Here is a 24,993-nt window from a genome sequence, read left to right as displayed (position 1 = left end):
CCTCTGAGGTTTGCGTCGGACGGACTTGCAGCCATAATGACGGCCTTGAATTTCCCCCCAGACTCTGAAGGATCACCTGTGAGCCAGTCCCTGATCGCTGCCCTGCAAAACCCGGCCCTCTACCCGCATCCCGTAGAAGGGTTCCAGGTCATCGAGACCCATATTTCCTGGGTGATACTCACCGGTCCCTATGCTTATAAAGTGAAGAAGCCGGTGAATTTCGGCTTCCTCGATTTCACCAGTCTCGAAGCTCGCAAGCATTTCTGCGGCGAAGAGCTGCGCCTGAACCAGCGCCTGACCCATGACTTGTATCTTGAAGTGCTACCGATCACCGGCAGTGCCGAGGCGCCACAACTGGGCGGCGATGGTCCGGTTGTCGATTACGCCCTGAAAATGCGTCAGTTCCCACAAAGCCAACTGCTCAGCACCCTGCAAGCCAACGGCGAATTGACCACCGCGCACATCGACGCGATGGCCGCGCAGATCGCTCAATTCCACCTCAGTGCGCCGAAAGTGCCTGCCGAACACGAAGCCGGCACGCCGGACAGCGTCATGGCGCCGGTACGGCAGAACTTCGAACAGATCCTTCCGTTCCTCAGCGACAAGGCCGATCTGTTGCAACTCGAGGCACTGCAAGCCTGGGCCGAAAGCAGCTTCGAGCGCCTCAAGCCACTGTTCGCCCAGCGCAAGGCCGACGGCTTCATTCGTGAATGCCATGGTGACATTCACCTGGGCAACGCTACCGTGATCGACGGCAAAGTGGTGATCTTCGACTGCATCGAGTTCAACGAACCGTTCCGCTTCACCGACGTTTACGCCGACACCGGCTTCCTGGCAATGGACCTGGAAGACCGCGGCCTGAAGAGCCTGGCGCGCCGTTTCATCAGCCAATACCTGGAACTGACCGGCGACTACCAGGGTCTTGAGCTGCTGAACTTCTATAAAGCCTACCGCGCCCTGGTTCGCGCCAAGGTCAGCCTGTTCAGCATGCCGGCCGAGGCCGACCCGGTGCAGCGCGCTACCACTCTGCGTCAGTACCGCAACTACGCCAACCTGGCGGAAAGCTACAGCACCATTCCTTCGCGTTTCCTGGCGATCACCCACGGTGTTTCCGCCGTCGGCAAAAGCCATGTGGCCATGCGTCTGGTGGAAGCATTGGGTGCCATTCGCCTGCGTTCGGATGTCGAGCGCAAGCGCATGTTCGGCGAACAGACCGTACCGAACGACCCGCAGGCCGGCATCTATAGCGCCGACGCCAGCGTCGCCACCTATGCCCGCCTGCATGAGGTTGCCAATGTAATTCTGCGTGCCGGCTTCCCGGTGGTGATCGATGCCACTTATCTCAAGCGCGACCAACGCGACAGCGCGGCAAAAATCGCCGAGGCCACCGGCGCGCCGTTCCTGATCCTCGATTGCGACGCTCCACAAGCGGTGATCGAGAGCTGGTTGAAGCAACGCCAGGCGGACAACAACGATCCGTCCGACGCCAACCTGGCTGTTATCGCCGCCCAGCAAGCCAGCCGCGAGGCACTGACGCCAGCAGAAATCCTCTGCAGCAAGCGCGTCCAGACCAATGAAAGTGGCACCCTCGATACGGTCGTTGCGCAGATTCGCCAGCGCCTGCCTGGTCTGTAAGAAACTATTTCAACCGTGAAGCCCTCACCGGCTTCACGGCTGCCAAATAGTGGCACTATACTGGCGTCATAAAACCATCAGGTGATGTGACATGAGCCAGCCAAAACTTCTCGACACCCCGCTTTATGCCTTGCTGCACAAAGACGACATCACAAGCTTCAACAATGAACGCCCGAAAGATGGACCTATCGACATGGTCGGTGGTGACTTCCGCGGGCTCGATCTGCGTGAACTGAACGCCGACGGCATCGACTTCACCGATGCCTACTTTCGCTCTGCCGACTTGCGCGGCGTCGACTTTCGCAACTCATCCCTGGAAGGCGCGAGCCTGGCCCACGCGCAGATCTCCGGCGCCTACTTCCCGCCGGAGCTGAGTGCCGATGAGATCCTGATGTCGATGAATTTCGGTACACGCCTGCGTTATCGCACCCGCTAAAAGCGACGTCTCACCCAGTCCAGCGCCCCCGCCTTGCGCTGGACGTTGTACTTTTTTTGCTCGAAAACTCAATTTCCCACACGCCCTCGGACTACATGCTCCGCCTTTTCACGCCGCTTCTTGAGTTTTCCTCTTAGAAGCTTTTGCGTCGAAACCGACCAAACAATCACGCTTTTCCTACTGATGGCTACACTGCTGAGAGGCTCGCCCACGCACCATTCGGCTGTCGCAAGGAGGCTTGATGAATGATGAACTGCAACACCTGAAGAATCTTGGCAAGACGTCGGCGCAATGGCTGCATGCCGTGGGCATCCACAGTGCCTCGGACTTGCGTCGGCTGGGAGCTGTGGACGCTTATCGGGCCGTGCGCACTCGCGGTTTTCGGGCGTCCAAGGTGTTGTTGTATGCGATTGAAGGCGCGTTGATGGATGTCCACTGGAACGACATTCCCGCCGAGCGCAAGGAAGCCTTGAACAAACAGCTGGATGCTATTTCGTCTCGCCACAAGAATTGAACGGATAATTTCACTCGAACGCACAGCCTGAAACCCAATGATTACGAGGCTTTCCAGCGAAGGAATGACGTGTTTCACGAATACGAGAAATCAGCGGTTGACTTGGTAATGAGAATTGCTATGATTATCACAACTGGTCGCGAGACTGGTCGATATTCTGAAAAGCCCTTGGTTCGGACTCTCAGATTATCTCCTCATCAGGCTAATCACGGTTATTTGACCCGGCTCTTGCCGGGTCTTTTTTTGCCTGTGGAAAACTCGCCTGATTTTATTGGCCTGACGGCTTGCCGAACTGCTTGCGCATTTGCGCGCAGTAATCCTGCGGCGGCGTGGTGGGCGTATACCAGACGTAATCGGCCATGGCCGACGTGATCTCAGCGCCCTGCTCCGCCAGCATCAATACCGTTGGTGCCTTGGGCTCCCCCAGGTCCAGCACATGGATCGGCACCCCGACATCCTTGCGGGCGTGGAACGCGCCGGTAAACAACAGTGAAGGCATCGGTGCCGCCCGTAATCGCTCGGCTATCCGCCGGTCACGCTGCTGCTGCACGGCCAGCATCGCGGGCATCTGTGATTCAGGCAGCAAGCCGCAGTGGGAATCGCTGATCTGTGCCAGCAACTCATTCCTGACCGTCGGAGCGTTGGAACGCGCACCGCTCAATGTTGGCGGTTTGGCATAGACAGTACGGACTTCAGGCGTGTCCAGATTGGCCGCCAGTAACGGGTACGGCTGAGTCAGGGCAAAACGAACGATCGGCCCGTAAAGATTCCAGTCCCATCCCGGCTGCCAGGCCAATGCCCCGGACAAATCGGTCGGCAGCGGTGAGGTATGCCGAACGTCATCGACGCGCTGTTGCTGAGCCGGCGTCAACATTTCCAGCAGCAGACTGCCTTGAGGCCGTCGCTCACCCAGTGCCTGCAATAACCACAATTGCAGTTGATGGTGATCACGATTGTCATGCTGCTCGCCGACGATCAACCGCGAAGGTTCCGCCAACCGTGCAAGCAGTTCTTGCGCGGTCAGGGTCTGACCGCTGCGCAAATCCCGGATTTCGCCGCTGACCGGCGGCACCGCTACATGCTGGCAAGCACTCAGTAACAGCGCGGCCAGAAAAACCATCACGCGTGTTTTCATCCCTAAAACACCTCAGCGGGCGATGATCAGCGGATGCCCACGCTCCGGGTGCGGTTGCACCAATACTTCCAGCCCGAACACTGCCTTGAGCGGTTCCGGGCGCAATACCTGTTCCGGCGTGTCCAGCATCACAGGACACCCACCTTCAAGCAGTAACAGGCGATCACAATAACGCGCCGCCAGATTCAAATCATGCAGGATCACCAGCACCGCCGCACCGCGATCGGCGAATTCACGCACCGCTTGCAGAGTAGTGTGCTGATGCAGCGGGTCGAGCATCGACGTCGGCTCATCGAGCAACAACGTCTGCCCCGCCTCGCCCGGCCAAAGCTGCGCCAACACCCGCGCCAAATGCACCCGCTGACGTTCGCCACCGGACAACGCCAGGTAACTGCGACCGCTCAAGTGCCCCGCATCAGCCGCCCGCAACGCGGCGGCGACAATCTCCTCATCCCGGACCCGACCGCTTTGATAAGGCAGACGGCCCATGCCGACCACTTCTTCGACGCGAAAGGCAAAGTCCAGGGTCGACACTTGCGGCAATACTGCCAAACGCCGGGCTCGCTGCGCTCCGTTCCAATGACTCAACTCACGCTCATCGAGCCAGACGCTGCCATGGTCCGCCGGCAATTCTCCGCACAGGGCGCCGAGCAACGTGCTTTTGCCGGCGCCATTAGGCCCCAACACGCCGAGGACTTCGCCCGGTTTAAGCTCGAGGGTGATGTCCGTCAGGACAATTTTTCGACCGCGGCGGATTTGCAGGTTCTGCGCTCGCAACATCAGGCACGCCCTCTGAGCAATAAATACAGAAAGAACGGCACGCCGATGAGGGCCGTGACAATCCCGATCGGCAACTCAGCCGGCGCCAGCGCCAGCCGCGCCACCAGATCAGCAAACAACAGGAGACTGGCCCCCGCCAACACCGACGCCGGCAACAACACCCGATGATCGGGGCCGACCAGCAGTCGCACCAGATGCGGCACCACCAGGCCGACAAACCCGATCATCCCCGCCGCAGCTACCGCCGCGCCGACACCCAACGCCGTGCAGAACACCAATTCGCGCTTGAGTCCTTCGACGTCGATACCCAGGTGGCCGGCCTCCGACTCCCCCAGCAATAATGCGTTCAAGGCCTTGGCCCGACGCGGCAACCACAGTGCCACACCGGTACTCACCAGCAATAACGGCCAGAGTCGCGCATAACTGGCGCCGTTAAGGCTGCCCAGGTTCCAGAACGTCAGGGTGCGCAGGGTCGCGTCATCCGCCAGATAGGTGAAGAGCCCGACCGCCGAACCAGCCAGGGCAGTCAATGCAATACCGGCCAGCAGCATGGTCGCGACGTTGGTCTGGCCATTGCGTCGCCCCAGTCGATAGACCAGCGCCGTCACCCCCAACCCGCCGAGAAACGCGCACACCGACAACAGATATGGCCCGAAGGATTCAGGCAGTCCACCGAATACCGAGCCGCCGACAATCGCGATAGCCGCGCCCAATGCCGCGCCGCTCGACACCCCTATCAGGCCCGGATCGGCCAGAGGATTGCGAAACAACCCCTGCATTGCCACACCAGACAGCGCCAGAACCCCGCCCACCGCCAAACCGAGCAAGGTTCGCGGCAGGCGGATTTGCCCGAGGATCAGTTCGGCCTGCTCCAACCCGTCGGCGGCAATCGGCAGGCCGACCAAGCGCAGCGCCGCGCGCAAGGTGTCGAACAACGGCAAACTCACCGGCCCCAACGCCAGCGACAGCCAGATCGCCAGCAAACACAACAGGCTCAAGCCAATGAACAACGCACGAGGTTTAATCAGAAGGGTCATTGGCCAGTCGTACCGGGATCGAACAGGTGCATAAACAGCCTCCTTCAAAGGTTTCCCGGGCATAGTCATGACAGGCCAAGTATTCTCGGCATCCGGTAATCGCCCTACGGGCGAGCCGTCATTTGATAATTGCTTGCATTTGAACGTCAAGCTCGGACGTACCAGGTCACGAGCCACAGGACTTGAGGATAGACATGAAGCTTCTTTGCACAGGCGCCGAATTGGCTGACGCCAGCAGTCGCGGTTTCGACGTCAACGGCCAGAAGCTCCTGGCCGTACGCCGGGGCGGTCGGGTGTATGTGTATGAAAATCGCTGCCCGCACCGGGGCGTCGGGCTGGAATGGCAGCCCGACCAGTTTCTCGACCCCAGCAACAGCTTGATCCAGTGCGCGACCCACGGCGCACTGTTTCTGATCGAGGACGGTGAATGCGTCGCCGGCCCCTGCGCCGGACAATCCCTGACCAGCATCCCCTGCCACGAAGATGAGCAAGGAATCTGGGTCACGCTCTAACCGTTCAACAGCACATCCAGTCGCCGGTCCACCACCATCTCTTCGTGAGTCAAGCGCACGCCATACGCCAGCACTTCGACTCCACACGCCACCGCCTCACGCAACGCAGCTGCGTAGGCCGAATCGATTTCTTCGGCAGGACGCACCGCGTCGATCCCTGTCAGGTTCACGCAATACAACTGCACTGCCCGAATCCCGTCCCTGGCCAAATGCGCCAGTTCGCGCAAATGCTTGGCCCCACGCTGGGTCACCGCGTCAGGAAATGCCGCCACCGCCGAGCCATCAAAGCCCAGGGTGACGCTTTTGACTTCCACATAAGCCGGCCCGCCCGGGTAATCGAGACGAAAATCGATGCGGCTATTTTCCTGACCATAGGCCACTTCGCGCTTCAGTTCGGTAAAGCCGTTCAACTCGGTGATGACGCCGGCCTGCAACGCCTCCTCGATCAAGCCGTTGGCGCGCCCGGTGTTCACGCAGAACAGCCGCCCCTGTGGGGTTTCGCCAACTTCCCAAGTGCCGGGCAACTTGCGCTTGGGGTCAGTGGAGCGGCTGAACCAGACTTGCCCGCCCTCGACCTGGCAGTTAAGCATCGAGCCAGTGTTCGGGCAGTGAATGGTCAGCAACTCGCCGCCAACGGTTTCGATATCGGCAAGAAAACGCTTGTAACGACGAATCAAGCGCCCCTCTTCAAGGGGAGGATGAAAACGCATCAGCCTTGCCAGCTCTTCAAACCGCGGGCGATCCGCTCGACTGCTTCTTGCAAGCGCGGAAGGCTTTGGGTGTAGGCAAACCGCACATGATGCCCGGCCTGATGACGCCCGAAGTCCAGGCCCGGAGTAATTGCAACATGCTCGGTTTCGAGGAAGTGCCGGCAGAACGCGAAGGCATCGCCGCCGAACTTGCTGATATCGGCGTACAAATAGAACGCGCCTTCCGGCTCTACGGCGATACCGAAACCCAATTCCCGCAGGGCTGGCAGGAGGAAGTCGCGACGTCGACCGAACTCGGCGCGGCGCTCCTCGAAAATGCTGATGGTGGCGGGCTCGAAGCAGGCCAATGCCGCGTGCTGGGCCATGCTCGGTGCGCTGATGTAGAGGTTCTGGGCGAGCTTCTCCAGTTCACCGACCGCTGCTTCAGGTGCGACCAGCCAACCAAGGCGCCAGCCGGTCATGCCGAAATACTTGGAAAAGCTATTGAGGACGAAAGCGCCGTCATCGACTTCCAGCACGCTGGCCGCGTCCGTGCCGTAAGTCAGGCCGTGGTAAATCTCGTCGACCACCAAATGACCGTGGCGGGCCTTGATCGCCGCGGATAGCCCGGCCAGTTCATCACGGGTCAGGATGGTCCCGGTGGGGTTGGCCGGCGATGCGACCAGGGCACCGACGCTGTCGTGATCCCAGTGACGCGCGACCAGGTCCGGGGTCAGTTGATAACGCACGTCCGGGCCGACCGGCACCAGTTGCGCCGCACCTTCCACCAGGCGCAGGAAGTGCCGGTTGCACGGATAACCCGGGTCGGCCAGCAGCCAGTGCTTGCCTGGGTCCACCAGCAAGGCACTGGCCAACAGCAATGCGCCTGAACCGCCAGGCGTGATCAGGATGCGTTGCGGATCGATGTTCAGCCCATAACGCTGCTGATAAAAACCCGAAATGGCCTCACGCAGCTCAGGAATGCCGCGAGCGGCGGTGTAACGGGTCTTCCCCGCCGTCAGCGCGGCCTGGCCGGCCTGGATGATCGGTTCGGCGGTGGTGAAGTCCGGCTCGCCGATTTCCAGGTGAATCACGTCGTGGCCAGCCGCTTGCAGCTCGTTGGCCCGCGCCAGCAGGGCCATAACGTGGAACGGTTCGATAGCGCGACTGCGCGCACTGTAGGACAGAGCCATTAGCCTTCCTTACAACGGGGAAAAGAATTGATTCTACCCAAGCGCAGGAACGAGCGAGAGCCTAAAGCGGTCAGAGCCATATAATGCTGGTCTCAATCGATTCAAGCGTATGTCTCAGGTTTGGCTAAAATCAATAATTGATCAGGTCTCCCTAGCCACCAGACGAAGCTTTGCAATCTTTTGCAAGCACCACGGGCCGCGGGCTCGACATCCGGGAGTAGCGCGGTCCGATTTGATCTGGTAAGTTCGCCCGCTTGCAGCCGCAGGGCCGGCAGGTGTCGGTGATGGAGCAATCCTGCGCAATGGATTACAAGAGTAGAGGCGGTCCATTTCATGCCCACCCAAGCAAAGCAGCAAAATCAGTCGATCAGCGGCTTCGAACCCTACAAAGAAGTGAAGGGCGAAGAGTACATGGGTAAACCCATGCGTGCTCACTTCACCAAGATCCTGAACAAGTGGAAACAGGACTTGATGCAGGAAGTCGACCGTACCGTTGATCATATGAAAGACGAAGCGGCCAACTTCCCTGACCCGGCAGACCGTGCCAGCCAGGAAGAGGAATTCAGCCTCGAATTGCGCGCCCGCGACCGTGAGCGCAAGCTGATCAAGAAAATCGACAAGACCCTGCAACTGATCGAAGACGAAGAATACGGTTGGTGCGAGTCCTGCGGCGTCGAAATCGGCGTCAAGCGACTGGAAGCCCGTCCTACCGCCGACATGTGCGTTGACTGCAAGACCCTGGCGGAAATCAAGGAAAAGCAAGTCGGCAAGTAATCTCGACTTGAACGAAAGACGGAGCGTGCGAACGCTCCGTTTTTGTTTCTGATATTTGCTGATATTTGTTGCGACTTCGAAATCGCCTTCGTCGGATCGCCGCCCGGAACAATCTTCGCTCCTACAAAGGCTGGCGCAATCTCCTGTAGGAGCTGAGCTTGCTCGTGAAGGCGGCTTCAAGCCGTGCTCAATACGATTGGACAGCCTGACATCGCCCTTATGACCGCCATCGCCTCTTCCGCCTACATCGGGCGCTTCGCCCCCACGCCCAGCGGGCATCTGCACTTCGGTTCGCTGGTTGCAGCGCTGGCCTCGTACCTCGACGCCCGTTCGGTCGGCGGGCGCTGGCTGGTGCGAATGGAGGATCTAGATCCGCCACGCGAGGAGCCCGGTGCTCAGGCGGCGATTCTCAAGGCGCTGGAAAGCTATGGTTTCGAATGGGATGGCGAGATGGTCCGACAGAGTGACCGGCACGCGGCCTACGCCGAAGTCCTCAATCGCCTGTTCAGCCAGGGCCTGGCCTACGCATGCACCTGCTCGCGCAAGCAACTGGAGCCGTATCACGGCATCTATCCCGGGTTCTGCCGCAACGCGGGGCACGGCACCGAGAATGCTGCGATCCGCGTGCGTGTACCGGAGCTCGAATACCACTTCATCGACCGGGTACAGGGCGAATTCCGTCAACATCTGGGCCGTGAGGTCGGCGACTTCGTGATTCGTCGCCGTGACGGGCTCTACGCCTATCAATTGGCGGTGGTGCTAGACGATGCCTGGCAAGGCATCACTGATATCGTGCGCGGCGCCGACCTGCTGGACTCCACGCCACGCCAGCTCTATCTGCAAGAACTGCTCGGCCTGCCGCAACCGCGCTACTTGCACATCCCGCTGATTACCCAGCCGGACGGCCACAAACTCGGCAAATCCTATCGCTCGCCGCCGCTGACCGAAGATCAGGCTACGCCGCTGTTGCTGCGCGCATTGCGGGCGCTGGGGCACACTCCTGTTATCGAACTCAATGACGCCACGCCACGGGAAGTGCTGAATTGGGGCATTGCCCACTGGGATGCGTCGCTGATCCCGCGCACACTGACGTTGCCTGAAGCGCAACTGCAGTGATGCCACTTGCAGTGGCGCACCCATCCGTTACCATCGCCGCACGTTTTCGGGCACGCGCATAAAAGAGAGAGGCCGGGATGTACATCTATCGCTTGGTCCTGCTCCTGGTAGTGGGGATTTATCTGTTCTCCCCGGCCATCATGGATTGGTGGATCGACGCCACTGGCGCCTGGTATCGCCCTTATTTGCTCTGGCTGATTCTGATCGTCGTGACCTTCATCCTGCAGAGCCAAAAAGATGCCGATGAGCTTTAGCCTGACCCAGATGATCCTGATCAGCGCCGCGTACCTGGCGGTGCTGTTCGGCGTAGCCTGGATCAGTGAACGGGGCATGATCCCCCGGGCGATCATTCGCCATCCGCTGACCTACACCCTGTCGCTGGGCGTTTATGCCAGTGCCTGGGCGTTTTACGGCACGGTGGGCCTGGCTTATCAGTACGGCTACGGTTTTCTGTCCAGCTACCTCGGGGTTTCCGGGGCGTTTTTGCTGGCGCCGGTGCTTTTGTACCCGATCCTGAAAATCACCCGCACTTACCAACTCTCATCGCTGGCCGACCTGTTCGCGTTCCGTTTCCGCAGCACCTGGGCCGGTGCGCTGACGACGATTTTCATGCTGGTCGGCGTGCTGCCGTTGCTGGCGTTGCAGATTCAGGCAGTGGCCGACTCCATCGGCATCCTCACCCGCGAGCCGGTGCAACATCGCGTGGCCCTGAGTTTCTGCGCGCTGATTACGCTGTTCACGATTTTCTTCGGTTCGCGCCACATCGCCACCCGTGAGAAACATGAAGGCCTGGTGTTCGCAATCGCCTTCGAGTCGGTGATCAAGCTGATCGCGATTGGTGGTGTCGGCCTGTATGCGCTGTACGGCGTGTTCGACGGCCCGCAACAGCTGGAACTGTGGCTGCTGCAAAACCAGACCGCCCTCGCCGCCCTGCACACGCCACTGCAGGAAGGCCCATGGCGCACGCTGCTGCTGGTGTTCTTCGCCTCGGCGATCGTCATGCCGCACATGTACCACATGACCTTTACCGAAAACCTCAACCCGCGTTCGCTGGTCAGCGCGAGCTGGGGCTTGCCGCTGTTCCTGCTGCTGATGAGCCTGGCAGTGCCGTTGATTCTCTGGGCCGGGTTGAAACTCGGTGCCACCACCAATCCGGAATATTTCACCCTGGGCATCGGCATCGCCGCCAACAGCAAAGCCCTGGCGCTGCTGGCGTATGTCGGTGGATTGTCGGCGGCCAGCGGGCTGATCATCGTTACTACGCTGGCGCTGTCCGGGATGGCACTGAACCACTTGGTGCTGCCGCTCTATCAGCCGCCGGCCGAGGGCAATATCTACCGCTGGCTGAAATGGACCCGCCGGGCACTGATCGTCGCGATCATCATGGCCGGCTACGGTTTCTACCTGATGCTGGGCGCGGAACAGGACCTGGCCAACCTCGGCATCGTCGCCTTCGTCGCCACGTTGCAGTTCCTGCCGGGTGTGTTGTCGGTGCTGTACTGGCCGACCGCCAACCGTCGAGGCTTCATCGCCGGCCTCCTGGCGGGGATTCTGGTGTGGTTGGTGACCATGCTGTTGCCGCTGGTCGGCAATCTGCAAGGCTTCTACATTCCGTTGCTGAACATGATTTACGTGCTGGACGACACCAGCTGGCACATGGCGGCGATTGCCTCGTTGGCCGCCAACGTGCTGATGTTCACCCTGATTTCACTGTTCACCAACGCCAGCCCCGAAGAGGCCAGCGCCGCCGAAGCCTGCGCGGTGGACAACGTTCGCCGCCCGCAACGCCGCGAACTGCATGCCGCCTCGCCTCAGGAATTCGCCACGCAACTGGCCAAACCGCTGGGCGCCAAGGCGGCGCAGAAAGAAGTCGAACAAGCGCTGCGTGACCTTTATCTGCCGTTCGACGAACGCCGGCCTTACGCCTTGCGTCGTTTGCGTGACCGTATCGAAGCCAACCTCTCCGGTCTGATGGGCCCGAGCGTGGCGCAGGACATGGTCGAAACCTTCCTGCCCTATAAGGCCGGCGGCGAAAACTACGTCACCGAAGACATCCACTTCATCGAAAGTCGCCTCGAGGATTACCACTCGCGCCTCACCGGCCTTGCCGCCGAACTCGATGCCCTGCGTCGCTACCACCGCCAAACCCTGCAGGAATTGCCGATGGGCGTGTGCTCGCTGGCCAAGGATCAGGAAATCCTCATGTGGAACAAAGCCATGGAGGAGCTGACCGGGATTGCCGCGCAGCGTGTGGTCGGTTCGCGCCTGAGCACCATTGCCGACCCGTGGAAAGAGCTGCTGCAAGGTTTCATCAATCTGCCGGACGAACACTTGCACAAGCAGCACCTGGCCCTCGATGGCCAGACCCGCTGGCTGAACCTGCACAAAGCGGCGATCGACGAACCGCTGGCACCGGGTAACAGCGGCCTGGTGCTGCTGGTGGAAGACCTGACCGAAACCCAGATGCTCGAAGACAAACTGGTGCACTCCGAGCGCCTGGCCAGCATTGGCCGACTGGCGGCCGGCGTGGCCCATGAAATCGGCAACCCGATCACCGGCATTGCCTGTCTCGCGCAGAACCTGCGCGAAGAACGTGAAGAAGACGCCGAACTCACGGAAATCAGCGGGCAGATCCTCGAGCAGACCAAACGCGTGTCACGCATCGTTCAGTCGCTGATGAGCTTCGCCCACGCGGGCGCTCATCAGCACAGCGACGAGCCCGTTTGTCTGGCGGAAGTGGCCCAGGATGCCATCGGCCTGCTGGCCTTGAACCGGCGCAATTTCGAAGTACAGTTCTACAACCTGTGCGACCCCGATCACTGGGTCGAAGGCGACCCGCAGCGGCTCGCCCAGGTATTGATCAATCTGCTCTCAAACGCCCGTGACGCCTCGCCTCCGGGCAGTGCAGTGCGCGTCAAGAGCGAAGCCGGCGAACACACGGTCGATCTGATCGTCGAAGACGAAGGCAGCGGTATTCCCTCGAGCATCATGGACCGACTGTTCGAACCCTTCTTCACCACCAAGGATCCTGGCGAAGGCACCGGTCTGGGCCTTGCACTGGTCTATTCCATCGTTGAAGAGCATTATGGACAAATCACCATCGACAGCCCGGCTGATGTTCAAAGCCAACGCGGCACCCGTATCCGGGTGACCTTACCGCGTCATGTCGAAGCGACGTCCGCTGTGAACTGAGACCGTCGAGAGTATCGAATCAATGCCGCACATTTTGATCGTCGAAGACGAAACAATTATCCGCTCCGCCTTGCGCCGTCTGCTGGAACGTAACCAGTACCAGGTCAGCGAAGCCGGATCCGTGCAGGAAGCACAAGAGCGTTTCAGCATTCCCACGTTTGACCTGATCGTCAGTGACCTGCGCCTGCCGGGCGCGCCGGGTACCGAGTTGATCAAACTCGGCCTGGGCACTCCGGTGCTGATCATGACCAGTTACGCCAGCCTGCGTTCGGCCGTCGACTCCATGAAAATGGGCGCGGTGGACTACATCGCCAAGCCTTTCGATCACGACGAGATGCTCCAGGCCGTCGCGCGAATCCTGCGTGACCGGCAATCGGCGCAAGCCAGCGGTGAGCCGGTCGTCGGCAAAGCGTCCAATGGCGCCGCAGCAAAAAGTGGTGTCGACAACAGCAACGGCGAAATCGGCATCATCGGTTCTTGCCCGCCGATGCAGGACCTGTACAGCAAAATCCGTAAAGTCGCGCCGACCGATTCCAATGTCCTGATCCAGGGCGAATCCGGTACCGGTAAAGAACTGGTAGCACGTGCCCTGCACAACCTGTCCAAACGCGCCAAGGCGCCGATGATTTCGGTGAACTGCGCAGCCATCCCGGAAAGCCTGATCGAGTCCGAACTATTCGGCCACGAGAAAGGCGCGTTTACCGGCGCCAGCGCCGGGCGTGCCGGGTTGGTGGAAGCGGCTGACGGCGGCACCTTGTTCCTCGATGAAATCGGTGAACTGCCACTGGAAGCCCAGGCCCGCCTGTTACGCGTATTGCAGGAAGGTGAAATCCGCCGGGTTGGCTCGGTCCAGTCGCAGAAGGTCGATGTACGCCTGATCGCCGCGACCCACCGGGACCTCAAGAGCCTGGCGAAGATCGGCCAGTTCCGTGAAGACTTGTATTACCGCCTCCACGTGATCGCCCTGAAACTGCCGGCCCTGCGCGAGCGCGGTGCGGACGTCAATGAAATTGCCAATGCCTTCCTGGCGCGGCAGAGCGCGCGGGTCAACCGCACCGATCTGAAATTCGCCCTGGATGCCGAGCAAGCAATTCGGCATTACTCCTGGCCGGGTAACGTTCGCGAACTGGAAAACGCGGTCGAGCGCGCGGTGATTCTGTGCGAGAGCCCGGAGATTTCCGCCGAGCTGCTGGGCATCGACATCGAACTCAGCGATCTGGAAGACGACGATTTCATCGGCCTCGCGCCCCAGCAGGGCAACAGCGCCGGTAACACCAGCCACGAACCGACCGAAGATCTGTCCCTGGAAGACTACTTCCAGCACTTCGTGCTCGAGCATCAGGATCACATGACCGAAACCGAACTGGCCCGCAAGCTCGGGGTCAGTCGCAAATGCTTGTGGGAACGCCGTCAGCGCCTGGGCATCCCGCGGCGCAAGACCGGGGTGGCCAGCGAGAGCTGAACCGCGCCTGTCAGATGCGCGGGTAACACGTGACATTGTGGAAAAACTGTTACCTCAGCTTTTTCACGTAACAGAAGCCGGGGCTTACGGTAACGAAGCCCCGGTTTTTTTTGGCCTCGAAAAACACCATTAGCCCGCCTAACCCCTTGTTTTACTGGGCCTCACAAAAGTTGGCACGCACCCTGCTATATGTTCAGTACAAGAACAATAACAAGTAATGCACAAGACAATAAAAATAAGACGAATCGACTCACGCACAATAAAAACAAGACGGCGAGAGGCGTAGCTAACTGATTCTTTTGGAGAGGCGTTGCATTTGGGGCTTGCCCCGCAACCAGGCCGAGAATAATAAAAAACTGTCCCTAGGCAGTGCCTGAACTGGTTGGATCACACGATCATAGCAACACAGCGACCAAAGCAATCCGTTTGCTCTTGGCTCCCGATTGGGAGGGTCATGAAGGAAAACTTCATGGCGAGGGCGCTCAACAAAAACAAGAAGCCCGAAACCAATAATAAAAATAGAGCACGCAACTACTTCTGGGGGAGCTTCGGCTCCCCTTGTGGTTTCTGGCGTTTGGCATTCTCTGCCTTGTAGCAGCTGCCGAGCAGTGCGAGGCTGCGTTCGACTGCGCAGCAGTCGCTAATACGGGCAACCGGTTCCTACTGACACACCGCAATTTCTGGTTTTACGACGGCTTCGCCGCCGAACGCAGGCTCGGCAGCTGCTACAAAACCGCCCCTCAAGACATCTCCCTTCAAGCGCTTGCGCAGCTTCCTACACCATCCCCCGACTAAATGCTAGAATCCCGGCCCATCATGCGGTCATTCTTCGTTATGGCCGAACATTCCTTCAAACAGTGCATCCCATGCTGAAGAAGCTGTTCCAGTCATTCCGTTCTCCCCTGCGTCGTACGCAACACATCCGCAGCACGCCTGAAGTGCTCAATAGCGGCCAACATTCGCTGCAAAAGGCGCAATTCAGCCGTTACGCGGTCAACATCGTCGAACGCTTGCAGAACGCCGGTTACCAGGCTTACCTGGTCGGCGGCTGTGTGCGTGACATGCTGCTCGGCATCACGCCGAAAGATTTCGACGTCGCCACCAGTGCCACCCCTGAACAGGTACGGGCCGAATTCCGCAACGCGCGGATCATCGGTCGTCGCTTCAAACTGGTGCATATCCACTTTGGCCGCGAAATCATCGAAGTCGCGACCTTCCGCGCCAATCACCCGCAAAACGACGAGGACGAAGACAGCAACCAGTCTTCCCGCAACGAAAGCGGGCGCATCCTGCGCGATAACGTCTACGGCACCCTGGAAGAAGACGCGCAACGCCGCGACTTCACCATCAACGCCCTGTATTACGATCCGGTCAGCGAGCGCATTCTCGACTACGCCAATGGCGTACACGACATCCGCAATCACTTGATCCGCCTGATCGGCGATCCGAAGCAGCGCTACCAGGAAGACCCGGTGCGGATGCTGCGGGCCGTGCGTTTCGCCGCCAAGCTGAATTTCGGTATCGAGAAGCACAGCGCCCTGCCGATCCGCGATCTGGCACCGATGCTGCGCGAGATTCCATCAGCCCGTCTGTTCGAAGAAGTGCTCAAGCTGTTCCTCTCCGGCCACGCCGCGGACACCTTCGAGATGCTGGTCGACCTGCAGTTGTTCGATCCGCTGTTCCCGGCCAGTGCCGAGGCGCTGGAGTACAACCCGACGTACACCCACACGCTGATCAGTGAAGCACTGATCAACACGGACTTGCGGATCAAGCAGAACAAACCGGTCACCCCGGCGTTCCTGTTCGCCGCCCTGCTCTGGCCTGCCCTGCCGGCCCGCGTGCTGCGCTTGCAAGAACGTGGCATGCCGCCGATTCCGGCGATGCAGGAAGCAGCGCACGAGTTGATTGCCGAACAGTGCCAGCGTATTGCGATTCCGAAACGCTTCACCATGCCGATCCGCGAGATCTGGGACATGCAGGAGCGTCTGCCGCGCCGCAGCGGCAAGCGGGCCGACCTGTTGCTGGACAACCCGCGGTTCCGTGCCGGCTACGACTTCCTGCTGCTGCGCGAAAGCGCTGGCGAACAGACTGATGGCCTGGGCGAATGGTGGACCGACTATCAGGACGCCAACGACAGCGAACGTCGGGACATGATCCGCGAACTCAGCGGCAAGGACGACGGCAGCGGTGCTCCGCGCAAACGTCGCCGCAGTGGCGGCGCCAAACGCAAACGCGCTGCCGGCGCTTCGAGCACGACAGGCGAATAGGCCATGGAACGCATCTACATCGGCATGGGTAGCAATCTGGCTGACCCTGCCGAACAGTTGCGCAGCGCTGTCGAGGCCTTGGCACGCTTGCCGCAGACCGAACTGGTCGGTGTTTCCGGGTTTTATCAAAGCGACTCGCTGCTGCCCGGCCAACCGCGTTATACCAACGCGGTCGCCGCTCTCGACAGCCGCCTCGCGCCGCTGGAGCTGCTCGATGCCCTGCAAGCCATCGAGAACGGACAAGGCCGCCAGCGCCTTGAACGCTGGGGCCCGCGCACGCTGGATCTGGACATCGTGTTGTTCGGCGATCGACTGATCGACGAACCGCGCCTCAAAGTCCCTCACTATCACCTGCAGGAACGAGCCTTTGTGCTCTATCCGTTGGCCGAACTGGCACCGGCGGACTTGCGCCTGGCTGACGGCCGCACCCTCGCAGAATTACTCGCCGCCTGCCCGTTCGTCGGCCTGGAACGCCTCCCGGCAGCCTGAGTTGCCGCTTTTGACGATACAAGCCCATCGCAAATCTGCTGAATCGCATCAGTAACGTCGGTAACACCCCCCACGTAACAATGCGGTAACACATGCAATTGACTTCCCGGGTTCTCCTCACGACTATAGGCGTCCCGCTGCCGCCAACGCGGCGCTAAAGGGCGCAGTCCAGGCCTTACAAGCACCACGAAAGAGGGTGCGCCTGTATAAATGACGAATCACGCGCGTTACTCGCAGTAGTTTTCATAGCGCCTGTAATGAGGATTTTTTTCATGCCAGCCATCACCCTGACCACGCTCCAGAGCCTCAAGCAGACAGGTGAAAAGATCACCATGCTGACCTGCTATGACGCGACCTTCGCCCACGCCTGCAATGAGGCCGGGGTTGAAGTGCTGCTGGTGGGCGACTCCCTCGGCATGGTCTTGCAAGGTCACGACAGCACCCTGCCGGTGACCACTGCTGAAATGGCCTACCACGTGGCAGCCGTCAAACGCGGCAACACCGATGCCCTGATCCTCGCCGACCTGCCCTTCATGGCCTACGCCACCATTGAACAAACCATGACCAACAGCGCCCTGTTGATGCAGGCCGGTGCGCACATGGTCAAGGTTGAAGGGGCATTGTGGCTCGCGGACTCAATCCGTCTGCTGGCCGAACGCGGCATCCCGGTGTGCGCGCACATGGGGCTGACACCGCAATCGGTCAACATCCTCGGCGGCTATAAAGTCCAGGGCCGCAACGAGAACCAGGCGCGGCAGATGCGTGCCGACGCAATTTCCCTGGAACAGGCCGGCGCGGCCATGCTGCTGCTCGAATGCGTGCCGAGCGAATTGGCCGAAGAAATCAGCCAGGCGGTGAAGATCCCGGTGATTGGCATCGGCGCCGGCAGTGGCACCGACGGTCAGGTCCTTGTTCTGCACGACATGCTGGGCTTGTCCATGACCGGCCGCGTGCCAAAGTTCGTGAAAAACTTCATGACCGACCAAACCAGCATTCAAGCAGCCTTGAGCGCTTACGTCACTGAAGTCAAAGCGGCGACTTTCCCTGGCATCGAACACGGATTCTCTGCATGAACACCGTAAAAACCGTACGCGAACTGCGGGCCGCGGTGGCCCGCGCCCGTAGCGAAGGCAAGCGCATCGGCTTTGTGCCGACCATGGGCAACCTGCACAGCGGGCATATCGCGCTGATTACCAAAGCCACCCAACGGGTGGATTTCGTGGTCGCGAGCATTTTCGTCAACCCGCTGCAATTCGGCGCCGGCGAAGACCTCGACAAATACCCGCGGACCCTGGCCGCCGATCAGGAGAAACTGCTCCAGGCCGGTTGCCATCTGCTGTTTGCCCCAACCGTCGAAGAAATGTACCCCGACGGCATGGCCGGCCAGACCCGCGTCAGCGTTCCACAACTGTCTGAAGGCCTGTGCGGCGCCAGCCGTCCGGGGCATTTCGAAGGGGTGGCGACGGTAGTCAGCAAACTGTTCAACATGGTCCAGCCGGACCTGGCGATCTTTGGCCAGAAAGACTTCCAGCAACTGGCGGTGATTCGCGCCCTGGTGCACGACCTGAACATGCCGATCCAGATCATCGGCGAACCGACCGTACGGGCCGCCGACGGTCTGGCGTTGTCGTCACGCAATGGTTTCCTCAGCGAAGAACAGCGGGCCATCGCACCAGAGGTCTATCGCACCCTGACCCGGATCAGCGACGCGATCAAACAGGGCGAGCGCGATTACCCGACGCTGATCAACGAGCAGATCAAGCAACTGGAAGCCGCTGGCCTGCGTCCGGATTACCTGGAAATTCGCCATGCGCTGACCTTGCGTCCGGCGACAGCGCAAGATCGGGATCTGGTGATTCTGGTGGCGGCGTTCCTCGGCACGACGCGGTTGATCGACAACCTGCATCTGAACCTCGACGCTACGTCTTAACGGCAAAATCAAAAGATCGCAGCCTGCGGCAGCCCCTACACGGTCTCGCGGAGACCTTTAGGAGACGCCGCAGGCTCGGGCCGTGTTAGGACGATCTTTTGCGTTGTATTGCCGCCCACAAAGCCTTCGGGCAAACTGCCCCCCGTTCGATTCCGACCCGGGGAAACACTCATGCACGCCATCATGCTCAAGGCCAAGCTGCATCGCGCCGAAGTCACCCATGCTGTACTCGATTACGAAGGCTCTTGCGCCATCGACGGCGAATGGCTGGACCTGTCCGGCATCCGTGAGTACGAACAGATCCAGATCTACAACATCGACAACGGCGAACGCTTCACCACCTACGCGATTCGTGGCGAAGAAGGTTCGCGCATGATCTCGGTCAACGGTGCCGCGGCCCACAAGGCCAAGGTCGGCGACCGTGTGATCATCTGCGCTTACGCCCACTACAGCGAAGCCGAACTGCTCAACTTCAAGCCGCGCATGCTCTACATGGCGCCGGGCAACGAACTGAGCCACACCAGCAATGCCATTCCGGTTCAGGTCGCCTGACCGGACCGCCCCCCCTGCCAGCTTTCCGTTTGTCGGACCGCTCCTGGTTAAATGTTAAAAAAGTACCGGGAGCAGGTCAGACAAAGTCAAGACAGATTGCAGCGCGAGGTTTACTGTATTCGCCCTGCGCCAGAAATCGTGTCGACGCAGTTGACCGGACGCCCACCCACAGCGCTCCGGGATTTTTAGTGTTCAAAAGGCCGTTCAAGTAAAAGGAAAACCGCAGCGATGGCGTATTACCGCACTCCTCACGACGTTACCGCTCTGCCCGCTTGGCAAGCGCTGAATGACCACCGCCAAGCCATGCAGGATTTCAGCATGCGCGAAGCCTTTAATGCCGATCCGCAGCGTTTTAATCAATTCACCCTCAGCAGCTGCGGCCTGTTTCTCGACTACTCGAAGAACCTGATCAACGCCGAGACCCGCAATCTGCTGGTGGGCCTGGCCAACGAAGTCGACCTCAAGGGCGCGATCAAAGCGCTGTTCTCGGGCGAAATCGTCAACGCTTCCGAAGGACGCCCGGCCCTGCACACCGCACTGCGCCGTCCGGTGGGCGACAAGCTGTCGGTCAACGGCGTCAACGTGATGCCCGACGTGCACAAAGTGCTGAACCAGATCACCGATCTCGTGGGCCGTATCCACGACGGTCTGTGGCGCGGTTACACCGAGAAGCCGATCACCGACGTTGTGAACATTGGCATCGGTGGCTCGTTCCTCGGCCCCGAGCTGGTGTCCGAAGCGCTGCTGTCCTACGCCCAGAAAGGCGTGCGTTGCCATTACCTGGCGAACATCGACGGCAGTGAATTCCACGAACTGACCATGAAGCTGCGCGCCGAGACCACGCTGTTCATCGTCTCGTCGAAATCCTTCAACACCCTCGAAACCCTGAAAAACGCCCAGGCCGCCCGCGCCTGGTACCTGGCTCAGGGCGGTTCGGAAGCCGAGCTGTACCGTCACTTCATCGCCGTCTCCAGCAACAACGCGGCGGCCGTGGCGTTCGGTATTCGTGAAGAGAACATCTTCCCGATGTGGGACTGGGTCGGCGGCCGTTACTCGCTGTGGTCGGCCATCGGTTTGCCAATTGCCCTGGCCATCGGCATGTCGAACTTCAAGGAACTGCTGTCCGGTGCATACACCATGGACCAGCATTTCCAGAGCGCGCCATTCGAACAGAACATGCCGGTATTGCTGGCATTGCTCGGCATCTGGTATGGCAACTTCTGGGGCGCGCAGAGCCACGCGATCCTGCCGTACGACCACTACCTGCGCAACATCACCAAGCACTTGCAACAGCTGGACATGGAATCCAACGGCAAGAGCGTGCGCCAGGACGGCACGCCAGTGTCCACCGATACCGGCCCGGTAATCTGGGGCGGCGTTGGCTGCAACGGTCAGCATGCTTACCACCAGTTGCTGCACCAGGGCACCCAACTGATCCCGGCCGACTTCATCGTGCCGATCGTCAGTTTCAACCCGGTGTCCGACCACCACCAGTGGCTGTACGCCAACTGCCTGTCGCAAAGCCAGGCATTGATGCTCGGCAAGACCCGCACCGAGGCTGAAGCCGAGCTGCGTGACAAGGGTATGGCCGAGGATGAAGTGCAAAAACTGGCCGCACACAAGGTGATCCCGGGCAACCGTCCGAGCAACACCCTGGTGCTCGAACGCATCAGCCCGCGTCGTCTTGGCGCACTGGTAGCGCTGTACGAACACAAAGTCTTCGTGCAAAGCGTGGTCTGGGGCATCAATGCCTTCGACCAGTGGGGCGTGGAGTTGGGTAAAGAGCTGGGCAAAGGCGTCTACAACCGCCTGGTCGGCAGCGAAGAAACCCCGGCCGACGATGCTTCCACCCAAGGCCTGATCAACTACTTCCGCGGTCGTCACCGCGGGTGATAGGCTGAAGGGGCGGTTTACCCGCCCCTTCAACTTGCAGCACCGACAGTTCCACGGCACCGGGTTTACTGCAAAATCGGTGGCGTGCGCTATCACTGTAGGAGCGGCCGAAGGCTGCGATCTTTTGATCCTGGTTGTAAAAGACAAGATCAAAAGATCGCAGCCTTCGGCAGCTCCTACGAGGGTCGCGCAGCTCCCCTCTTGTCGCAAAACAAGAATAAGGAACCGTCATGTTCGATATCAGCACGTTCCCCAAAGCCGATGCCGTCCGCCGGGCTGCACAGTTGAGTCAGGACGACTACAAGCGCCTGTACCGTGAATCCATTGAACACCCCAGCACCTTCTGGGCCGAACAGGCCACACGGTTCCTCGACTGGAGCACGCCGTGGCAGACCGTTCAGCGGTACGACCTGAAAACCGGTGAAGCGAGCTGGTTCGCCGGCGGAAAGTTAAACGTCAGCTACAACTGCATCGATCGTCATCTGGAAAAGCGTGGCGATCAAACCGCGATCATCTGGGAAGGCGATGACCCCGCCGAATCCATCCAGATCACCTACAAAAAACTCCATCACAACGTCTGTCGACTGGCCAACGTGCTCAAAAGCCGTGGCGTGAAGAAAGGCGACCGCGTGTGCATCTACATGCCGATGATCCCTGAAGCCGCCTACGCCATGCTCGCCTGTGCGCGGATCGGCGCGATTCATTCGGTGGTGTTCGGCGGATTCTCCCCGGACTCACTGCGTGACCGGATCCTCGACGCCGACTGCCGCACCGTAATCACCGCCGATGAAGGCGTGCGCGGCGGTAAATTCGTACCGCTCAAACAGAACGTCGACAAGGCCCTGCAAAGTTGTCCGCACGTCAGCAGTGTGATCGTGGTCGAGCACACCCAAAACCAGGTGAATTGGGTTGAAGACCGCGACCTCTGGTATCACCAGGCCCTGCGCGATGTCGGTGACGATTGCCCGCCAGAGCCGATGGACGCCGAAGACCCGCTGTTTATCCTCTACACCTCCGGCAGCACCGGCAAACCCAAAGGCGTGCTGCACACCACCGGCGGCTACCTGCTGCAAGCGGCAATGACCTTCAAATACGTGCTCGACTATCGCGACGGTGAAGTCTTCTGGTGCACCGCCGATGTCGGCTGGGTCACCGGCCACAGCTACATTGTCTATGGGCCGCTGGCCAATGGCGCGACCACGCTGATCTTCGAAGGCGTACCGAGCTACCCCAGCACCTCGCGCTTCTGGCAGGTGATCGACAAGCACCACGTCAACATCTTCTACACCGCCCCGACCGCCCTGCGCGCGTTGATGCGTGAAGGTCCCGGGCCGTTGAAGGAAACATCCCGCGAGAGCCTGCGCTTACTCGGTACTGTCGGTGAGCCGATTAACCCGGAAGCCTGGGAGTGGTACTTCAATACAGTCGGCGAGCAACGCTGCCCGATTGTCGATACCTGGTGGCAGACCGAAACCGGCGGCATCATGCTCAGCCCGCTGGTCAGCACCCAACGGGTCAAACCCGGTTGCGCCACCCAACCGATGTTCGGTGTGCAACCGGTGTTGCTCGATGAGCACGGCAAAGAAATCAAAGGCGCCGGCAGCGGTGTGCTGGCCATCAAGTCCAGCTGGCCGGCGCAGATCCGCAGCGTCTACGGCGATCCGAAACGGATGGTCGAAACCTACTTCAAGCCCTACCCCGGCTACTACTTCACCGGCGATGGCGCACGCCGCGACGAGGACGGCGATTACTGGATCACCGGGCGCATCGACGACGTGATTAACGTCTCCGGGCACCGCATCGGCACCGCCGAAGTGGAGAGCGCGCTGGTGCTGCACGACAGCATTGCCGAGGCCGCCGTGGTCGGTTACCCCCATGACATCAAAGGCCAGGGCATCTACGCCTTCGTCACACCCATGAACGGCGTCGACCCCAACGACGATCTGAAGAAAGAACTGCTGGCCCATGTCAGCCAGGAAATCGGCAGCTTCGCCAAACCGGACTTGATCCAGTGGGCCCCGGCCCTGCCGAAAACCCGTTCGGGCAAGATCATGCGACGGATCCTGCGCAAGATCGCCTGCAACGAACTGGACAGCCTCGGCGACACCTCGACCCTCGCCGACCCAAGCGTGGTGCAAGGGCTGATTGATCAACGCCTGAACCAATAATGTTGCGCGCGGCCACCGGCCGCGCTGTGAGGCTTATTGTGGCGAGGGGGCTTGCCTCCGTTGGGCAGCGAAGCGGCCCAAAAAGCTTGGCGCTCCCTCGAATTTTTGCCAGTGCTGCGCACTGGAACGGGGGCAAGCCCCCTCGCCACAGTGTTAAACTCCCGCGCCCTCAATTCCCTCCAGCAAGGCGCCCAGCATGTCTTCCTTGAATCAGGCGCTGTGCGCCGCCCTTGATCGTCGCCAGGACCTGCTCGCCGAGCTGCATCAGCAAGGCACCGATTGCTATCGCCTGTTCCACGGCAGCCAGGAAGGTGCCGGCGGCTTGACCATCGACCGCTATGGCCCGCAACTGCTGGTGCAAAGCTTTCATCAGTCACTGGAGCGTGACGCCCTGCTGCAATTGCACGAAATCGTCAATCAACAGCTTGGCCTCGATAGCCTGCTGGTCTACAACGACCGCTCCCGCGGCAACTCGCGCATCGACCGCGAAGACACTGTGTACCGCGCCGACGAGGCCGCCCTGCAAGACTTGATCGGCCACGAATGGGGGCTGAACTACCGGGTTCGCGGGCGCCATGCCGGCCAGGATCCGTTGCTGTTTCTCGACCTGCGCAACGCCCGCGGCTGGGTCAAGGCGCACAGCAAAAACAAAAGTGTGCTGAACCTGTTTGCCTACACCTGTGGCGTCGGTCTCTGCGCTGCGGCCGGTGGTGCCAGCGAGGTGTGCAACCTGGACTTTGCCGAAGGCAACCTGGCGGTCGGCCGCGAAAACGGTCTGCTCAACCCGCAATTGCCGACCATGGAGTTCATCCAGTCCGATTACTTCCCGGCGATTCGTCAATTGGCCGGCCTGCCGATCAGCCAGCGTCGCGGGCAAAAACTGCCGAGCTATCAGCGCCTGGAGCCGCGTCAATACGATCTGGTACTGCTCGATCCACCGGCCTGGGCCAAGAGCGCTTTCGGCACAGTCGATCTGTTGCGCGATTACCAGAGCCTGCTCAAACCGGCGCTGCTGACCACTGCCGACAATGGCGTGTTGATCTGCTGCAACAACCTGGCGAAGGTCAGCATGGACGATTGGCGCGAACAGGTGCTGCGCTGCGCAGAGAAGGCCGGACGCCCGGTGCGTGAGTGGACAGCGCTGACACCGGGCAGCGACTTTCCGTCGACGGACCAACAACCGCCGCTGAAAACGCTGATCCTGCAGCTCTGAAAATCC

Annotated in this window: 22 protein-coding genes; 17 read left to right on the top strand and 5 right to left on the bottom strand. The window is 60.3% G+C overall.

Features of this window, described 5'->3' with window-relative positions:
• The first annotated feature begins 78 nt into the window (after positions 1 to 78).
• The 3 genes from F475_RS15675 to F475_RS15665 all read left to right on the top strand — a co-directional run bounded on the left by F475_RS15675 (position 79) and on the right by F475_RS15665 (position 2,585).
• Complete coding sequence (locus F475_RS15675; RefSeq protein ID WP_111454259.1) at positions 79 to 1,635, top strand: bifunctional aminoglycoside phosphotransferase/ATP-binding protein; 1,557 nt, start codon at positions 79 to 81, stop codon at positions 1,633 to 1,635.
• Positions 1,636 to 1,726: 91 nt separating this feature from the next.
• A complete protein-coding gene (locus F475_RS15670) occupies positions 1,727 to 2,071 on the top strand; it encodes a pentapeptide repeat-containing protein (protein ID WP_018930211.1) in 345 nt (114 codons plus the stop codon).
• A gap of 241 nt (positions 2,072 to 2,312) precedes the next feature.
• Positions 2,313 to 2,585, top strand: a complete 273-nt coding sequence (locus tag F475_RS15665) for a TfoX/Sxy family protein (RefSeq protein WP_009050884.1) — start codon at positions 2,313 to 2,315, stop codon at positions 2,583 to 2,585.
• Between the two features lie 268 nt (positions 2,586 to 2,853).
• Here F475_RS15665 and F475_RS15660 read toward each other — a convergent pair whose 3' ends face one another.
• From F475_RS15660 to F475_RS15650, 3 genes are read right to left on the bottom strand one after another with little or no spacing between them, the layout of a single operon-like run.
• Positions 2,854 to 3,720, bottom strand: a complete 867-nt coding sequence (locus F475_RS15660) for a ChaN family lipoprotein (RefSeq protein ID WP_111454258.1) — start codon at positions 3,718 to 3,720, stop codon at positions 2,854 to 2,856.
• 12 nt (positions 3,721 to 3,732) lie between these two features.
• The gene (locus F475_RS15655) at positions 3,733 to 4,500 is read right to left on the bottom strand and encodes a heme ABC transporter ATP-binding protein (protein WP_111454257.1); all 768 of its coding nucleotides are present in this window, start codon (positions 4,498 to 4,500) and stop codon (positions 3,733 to 3,735) included.
• A complete protein-coding gene (locus tag F475_RS15650) occupies positions 4,500 to 5,483 on the bottom strand; it encodes an iron ABC transporter permease (protein WP_177431111.1) in 984 nt (327 codons plus the stop codon). Before F475_RS15650 ends, F475_RS15655 begins: the two co-directional genes overlap by 1 nt.
• 248 nt (positions 5,484 to 5,731) lie before the next feature.
• On the opposite strand from F475_RS15650, the gene F475_RS15645 reads away from it, so the two are divergent.
• A complete protein-coding gene (locus F475_RS15645) occupies positions 5,732 to 6,049 on the top strand; it encodes a Rieske (2Fe-2S) protein (RefSeq protein WP_064620359.1) in 318 nt (105 codons plus the stop codon).
• Here F475_RS15645 and sfsA read toward each other — a convergent pair.
• On the bottom strand, positions 6,046 to 6,759 hold the full coding sequence (sfsA, locus tag F475_RS15640) for a DNA/RNA nuclease SfsA (RefSeq protein WP_018930206.1): 714 nt from the start codon (positions 6,757 to 6,759) through the stop codon (positions 6,046 to 6,048). The genes F475_RS15645 and sfsA overlap by 4 nt on opposite strands.
• On the bottom strand, positions 6,759 to 7,931 hold the full coding sequence (locus F475_RS15635; protein ID WP_064620364.1) for a pyridoxal phosphate-dependent aminotransferase: 1,173 nt from the start codon (positions 7,929 to 7,931) through the stop codon (positions 6,759 to 6,761). Before F475_RS15635 ends, sfsA begins: the two co-directional genes overlap by 1 nt.
• 333 nt (positions 7,932 to 8,264) lie before the next feature.
• Between F475_RS15635 and dksA the strand changes: the two genes are divergently transcribed.
• The 13 genes from dksA (at position 8,265) to F475_RS15565 (ending at position 24,987) form a co-directional block, all read left to right on the top strand.
• Positions 8,265 to 8,705 (top strand): RNA polymerase-binding protein DksA, encoded by a 441-nt coding sequence (gene dksA, locus F475_RS15630; RefSeq protein ID WP_007902025.1) that lies wholly within the window; start codon positions 8,265 to 8,267, stop codon positions 8,703 to 8,705.
• A gap of 219 nt (positions 8,706 to 8,924) precedes the next feature.
• Positions 8,925 to 9,821, top strand: coding sequence for a tRNA glutamyl-Q(34) synthetase GluQRS (gene gluQRS / locus F475_RS15625; protein WP_018930204.1), 897 nt, complete (start codon positions 8,925 to 8,927; stop codon positions 9,819 to 9,821).
• Positions 9,822 to 9,898: 77 nt separating this feature from the next.
• Entirely contained in the window at positions 9,899 to 10,075 is a 177-nt protein-coding gene (locus F475_RS15620) for a hypothetical protein (RefSeq protein WP_003176118.1), read from the top strand.
• Positions 10,059 to 13,013 carry a sensor histidine kinase gene (locus tag F475_RS15615; protein ID WP_026286733.1) on the top strand — a complete coding sequence of 985 codons (2,955 nt, stop codon included), beginning with the start codon at positions 10,059 to 10,061 and terminating at the stop codon, positions 13,011 to 13,013. The genes F475_RS15620 and F475_RS15615 overlap by 17 nt, the downstream gene beginning before the upstream one ends.
• A gap of 22 nt (positions 13,014 to 13,035) precedes the next feature.
• Complete coding sequence (locus tag F475_RS15610; protein ID WP_018930202.1) at positions 13,036 to 14,475, top strand: sigma-54 dependent transcriptional regulator; 1,440 nt, start codon at positions 13,036 to 13,038, stop codon at positions 14,473 to 14,475.
• 866 nt (positions 14,476 to 15,341) lie between these two features.
• A complete protein-coding gene (locus F475_RS15600; RefSeq protein ID WP_018930200.1) occupies positions 15,342 to 16,742 on the top strand; it encodes a polynucleotide adenylyltransferase PcnB in 1,401 nt (466 codons plus the stop codon).
• A 3-nt stretch (positions 16,743 to 16,745) separates the two neighbouring features.
• Positions 16,746 to 17,231, top strand: a complete 486-nt coding sequence (folK, locus tag F475_RS15595; RefSeq protein ID WP_019650997.1) for a 2-amino-4-hydroxy-6-hydroxymethyldihydropteridine diphosphokinase — start codon at positions 16,746 to 16,748, stop codon at positions 17,229 to 17,231.
• Between the two features lie 272 nt (positions 17,232 to 17,503).
• The gene (panB, locus tag F475_RS15590) at positions 17,504 to 18,304 is read left to right on the top strand and encodes a 3-methyl-2-oxobutanoate hydroxymethyltransferase (protein ID WP_018930198.1); all 801 of its coding nucleotides are present in this window, start codon (positions 17,504 to 17,506) and stop codon (positions 18,302 to 18,304) included.
• A complete protein-coding gene (gene panC, locus F475_RS15585) occupies positions 18,301 to 19,161 on the top strand; it encodes a pantoate--beta-alanine ligase (RefSeq protein WP_007938070.1) in 861 nt (286 codons plus the stop codon). Before panB ends, panC begins: the two co-directional genes overlap by 4 nt.
• A gap of 171 nt (positions 19,162 to 19,332) precedes the next feature.
• Positions 19,333 to 19,713: an aspartate 1-decarboxylase gene (panD, locus tag F475_RS15580; protein WP_008153310.1), complete on the top strand. Its 381-nt coding sequence runs from the start codon at positions 19,333 to 19,335 to the stop codon at positions 19,711 to 19,713.
• A 228-nt stretch (positions 19,714 to 19,941) separates the two neighbouring features.
• The gene (gene pgi / locus F475_RS15575) at positions 19,942 to 21,606 is read left to right on the top strand and encodes a glucose-6-phosphate isomerase (protein ID WP_064620373.1); all 1,665 of its coding nucleotides are present in this window, start codon (positions 19,942 to 19,944) and stop codon (positions 21,604 to 21,606) included.
• Positions 21,607 to 21,836: 230 nt separating this feature from the next.
• Entirely contained in the window at positions 21,837 to 23,774 is a 1,938-nt protein-coding gene (gene acs / locus F475_RS15570) for an acetate--CoA ligase (RefSeq protein WP_111454255.1), read from the top strand.
• A 196-nt stretch (positions 23,775 to 23,970) separates the two neighbouring features.
• On the top strand, positions 23,971 to 24,987 hold the full coding sequence (locus tag F475_RS15565; RefSeq protein WP_064620380.1) for a class I SAM-dependent rRNA methyltransferase: 1,017 nt from the start codon (positions 23,971 to 23,973) through the stop codon (positions 24,985 to 24,987).
• The last annotated feature ends 6 nt before the right edge of the window (positions 24,988 to 24,993 follow it).

Source organism: Pseudomonas sp. URMO17WK12:I6 (assembly GCF_003253625.1).
Taxonomy (GTDB): Bacteria; Pseudomonadota; Gammaproteobacteria; order Pseudomonadales; family Pseudomonadaceae; genus Aquipseudomonas.
This window is presented reverse-complemented; position numbering and strand designations above follow the sequence as displayed.